Source organism: Streptomyces sp. FH025 (assembly GCF_017427025.1).
In the GTDB taxonomy this organism is placed as follows: Bacteria; Actinomycetota; Actinomycetes; order Streptomycetales; family Streptomycetaceae; genus Kitasatospora.
On sequence record NZ_JAFLNG010000758.1, the window covers coordinates 1 to 3,493 of the forward strand.

The window sequence follows — 3,493 nt, forward strand, 5'->3', positions numbered from 1 at the left end:
CCTCGGGCAGGACCGAGGACAGGTGCAGGACCGGGACGCCGAGGCGGAGGAGGCGCGCGGTGGCCGCCGCGTCGTCGCAGACCAGGGCGGCGCCCGGCCGTCCGCTGTCGGCGGGCCCGAGCCGGGGCAGGTCACCGAGGTGGGCGGCGACCCGGCGCAGAGCGAGCAGCGAGTCCAACTGCTCCTCGCGGCAGGCGAGCAGGACGCCCGAGTGATCCGTCAGTACTGCCACGGCGTCACCGTTCCGAGCCGGGCGACGTCGTCGCTGTAGCCGGCCGCCGTGGTGGAGCAGCCGCTGCACACCTGCGGGCCGTGTTCGCGGAAGTAGTCCGCGTGCGCCCGGAAGACGGGGGTGTCCAGCCGGATGACGCCGTTCTCCCGGATCGGCGCGCCGCCCGGGCCGTCGGCGTCGTCCCGGTGCGGGATGCAGCTGCAGGCGTGCATCCGGCCGCGCTTGCCGTCGAGGTAGATCACGTCGTCGGTGACGTGGCAGAGCGGCTGCGCGGCCCGTGGCGGGGTGGAGTCCTCGAAGTACCGCCGCTGCTCCTCCGCCGTGTCCCCGTAGAAGCGCTTGCCCATCGGGACCAGGACGGTCGCCGGGTCGGCCTCGTACAACGGGTCGCAGACGGTGCGGACGTGGTCCGGATCGGGGTAGCGGATGGTGCGGTCCAGCTTGAGCGCGGACAGCTCCCATTGGCGGACCCCGGCCTCGGTCAGCACCCGTTGGAGCTCGGGCATCTCGGTGTAGTTGTGCGGCCCGACCACCGTGTTGACGCGCGGCAGCACGCCGAGCTCGGCGGCCCGCCGCAGCCCGCGCAGACCGGCCTCGAACATGCCGGGGGAGCGGCGGTAGGTGTCGTGGGTCCGCGCCGAGGCGCCGTCCAGGCTGACGATCACCTGGGCCAGCCCGGCCGCCGCGAGGTCCTTGGCGTGCTTGGGCAGCAGGGACCCGTTGGTGATGATCGACATCTTCATCCCGGCCTCGGTGCCGGCCCGGACCAGCTCCACGACCTCCGGGTGCATCAGCGGTTCGCCGCCGGTGAAACGGACGTACGCGACCCCCGCCGCGCGGGCCTTCGGCAACAGCTCGGCGAAGTCGCCGGAGGAGAAGCGGAAGGTGTCGCGGGAGAGCGCGAAGTCGCACATGAAGCAGTCGGCGTTGCAGGCTTCGAGGATGCGGATGAACAGGTAGCGAGGGCGCGGGAGCGAGGTGGAGGACACGAGGACACCTGGGACCGTTTCGTCGGCGATGGTTGCTGGTCGTCGTCGGTGGCTGCTCGGGAGTCGGTGGCTGCTCGGGAGTCGGGAGTCGGTGGCTGGTCGGGGCGGGGAACGACCGGCTGCTCGGGGATCGCTCAGCCGTCGGGGCCAGGGGACGTCAGGAGTCCGATCAGGGCGTCGGCGACCTGTGCCGCGCCGGCGGTGCCGACCGCAGTGGTCAGCGCCGTCCAGTCGGTGCCGGGTGAGCCCGTCAGGCGGCCCAGCTTCTCGGTGATGCCCTGTCGCACGGCGGCGGTCGTCCGCCGGCGGTCGAGGTCGGCGGCGCGGGCGATGCCGCCGTAGATCAGGTCGAGGGCCTTCCCCTCGCCGTCGGCCCGCAGCGCCAGCGCCTCGTCCTCGGCGAAGACCTCCTTGGGCCAGGTGACGCGGGCGTCGGTGGCGAGGGCCTGGCTGTGGAAGCGGCCGTTGAAGATCTGGCTCAGGTTCTGCGGGGGAAGGCAGAGCGTCGGGACGGCGAGTCGGCCGGCCTCCAGGAGGGTGGTCAGGCCCGGGGAGGTGAGCAGGACGTCGCAGTCGGCGAGGCGGTGCAGGAAGTCCTCGTGCGGGAGGGCCCCCACCGTCGTGACGGCCGGGTGCGCGCAGGAGTCCACCAACTGCGCGGCGAGCCAGGCGGGCAGGTTCCCCGCGATGTGCACCTCGTCGACCCCGGCGGCGGTGAGCGCCTCCAGGGCGGCGGGCAGCACGATCTGCGGATAGCTGGCCCAGTCGGCGAGCTGGGGCGCGCGCAGTCCGCCGAGGCTGACCAGGGCGCGGCGGGGCGCGGGTGCGGGTGTCGTGCTGCGGGGGGTGCCGGGCTCGGCGATCACGGCGTCGACCCAGCGGAGGTTGGGCGCGTCCGCCAGCACCCCTGCGCCCTCGGGGGGCAGCTCCACGCAGCGCTGGGCGCAGTACACCTCGGTGTCCAGCGGGAGTTCGGGGCGGTCCCCGTCCGTCCAGAGGAAGGGGAGGCTGTCCACGAACACCACCGGCACGCCGCAGGCGCGCAGTGCCTTCGCCAGCCCGCCGTCCAGCACCACCAGGGCGGCCTGCACCCGTTGGGCCTGGACGATCCGGGCGAGCTCCGGCAGTCTCCGAGTGTCCGGAAGGCGAGTGCCCGGCAGGTGGGCGTCCGGCAGGTCGAACCAGCGCTCCACCGGCTGCCCGGCCAGCACCGGGCGGCCGAGCCCGGTGGCCAGCCCGATGAACCTCAGCCGTCTGCCGCCGCGGGCCCTGAGGGCCGACAGCACCGCACTCAGCTTCCCGGAACTGCCCCAGCCGAACTCCACCCCGGCCACCGCGACCGTCCGAATCCGCATGCCCGCCTGCATCAGGCCCTCCTCTCACCCGCGTTGTGTCGGGCGGGATCTCAACTCCGCCCGTCCGTACCGGATTTCCTTCGCTCCGTATTCGTACCAGGCCGGTTGGTCGGCGCCGGTTCGAGTACCTACGGAAAAGCGATGGCTAACCACCCTGAAAGGTGAATTTGCCCATCAGTGCGTTGACGTACGGGAGTTGGGCGAAGGCGGGCACCGCGCGCGACACGCGGGCAGGAACGTCCCTGCACGCATCCGGCCCGCCGGAGGGCTGCAATGGCCGGGCCGAACACTTCACCCCAGGGGAGGTCGCCACATGGAACCCACGATCACCGAGGACGGTCCGGTCCGAGTGCTGGACGTCTCGGGCGCCGACTACCGCCGCGCCTTCGAGCTCTTCCTCGCCGGCACCGACGAGAAGCCCCTCACCCACGCCCGGCTGAGCGAGATCACGGCCGCGCTCCCGCACCGACGGGTCCTGCTGGACGTCGGCGCCGGCGAGGGCCGCACCACCGCCTACCTGGCCCGCTCCTACGACCGCACGATCGCCATCGAGCCCAGTGCGGCGATGCGGGAGAAGCTCCGCGCCGTCTGTCCGCAGGCCCTGATCCTGCCGGACCGGATCGACCGTGCCCAGCCGCCCGAGCCGGCCGACCTGGTCCACCTCTCACACGTGCTCTACTACGTCCCGGAGGAGGAATGGCTCCCCACCGTCACCCGGGCCCTGGAGTGGACGGTCCCCGGCGGCACCCTCCTGGTCGTCCTGCAGCACCCCGACAGCCCCTGCATGCGGATGGCCACCCACTTCACCGGCGTCCGCTACGACCTGCGTCCCCTCCTCGACCGGCTGCGCACCGTCCGGCCGTCCCACGACTACGCCCTGGAAACCCTCGCCCTGCACTACCGCACGCCCCACCTCG

3 protein-coding genes and 1 pseudogene are annotated in these 3,493 nt (G+C 72.9%); 1 reads left to right on the forward strand and 3 read right to left on the reverse strand.

Going from position 1 to position 3,493, the window contains the following annotated elements:
• The 3 genes and pseudogenes from J0670_RS33345 to J0670_RS33355 form a co-directional block, all read right to left on the reverse strand.
• Nucleotides 1-232 (reverse strand): annotated as a pseudogene (locus J0670_RS33345) (hypothetical protein); the annotation flags it as partial.
• Nucleotides 220-1,221: a cytosylglucuronate decarboxylase gene (gene blsE / locus J0670_RS33350; RefSeq protein WP_207815952.1), complete on the reverse strand. Its 1,002-nt coding sequence runs from the start codon at nt 1,219-1,221 to the stop codon at nt 220-222. The pseudogene J0670_RS33345 and the gene blsE, both read right to left, overlap by 13 nt.
• A 134-nt stretch (nt 1,222-1,355) precedes the next feature.
• The gene (locus J0670_RS33355; protein ID WP_207815954.1) at nt 1,356-2,588 is read right to left on the reverse strand and encodes a hydroxymethylcytosylglucuronate/cytosylglucuronate synthase; all 1,233 of its coding nucleotides are present in this window, start codon (nt 2,586-2,588) and stop codon (nt 1,356-1,358) included.
• A 301-nt stretch (nt 2,589-2,889) separates the two neighbouring features.
• Between J0670_RS33355 and J0670_RS33360 the strand changes: the two genes are divergently transcribed.
• The coding region (locus J0670_RS33360) for a trans-aconitate 2-methyltransferase (protein ID WP_207815955.1) at nt 2,890-3,493 on the forward strand (604 nt) is incomplete at its 3' end.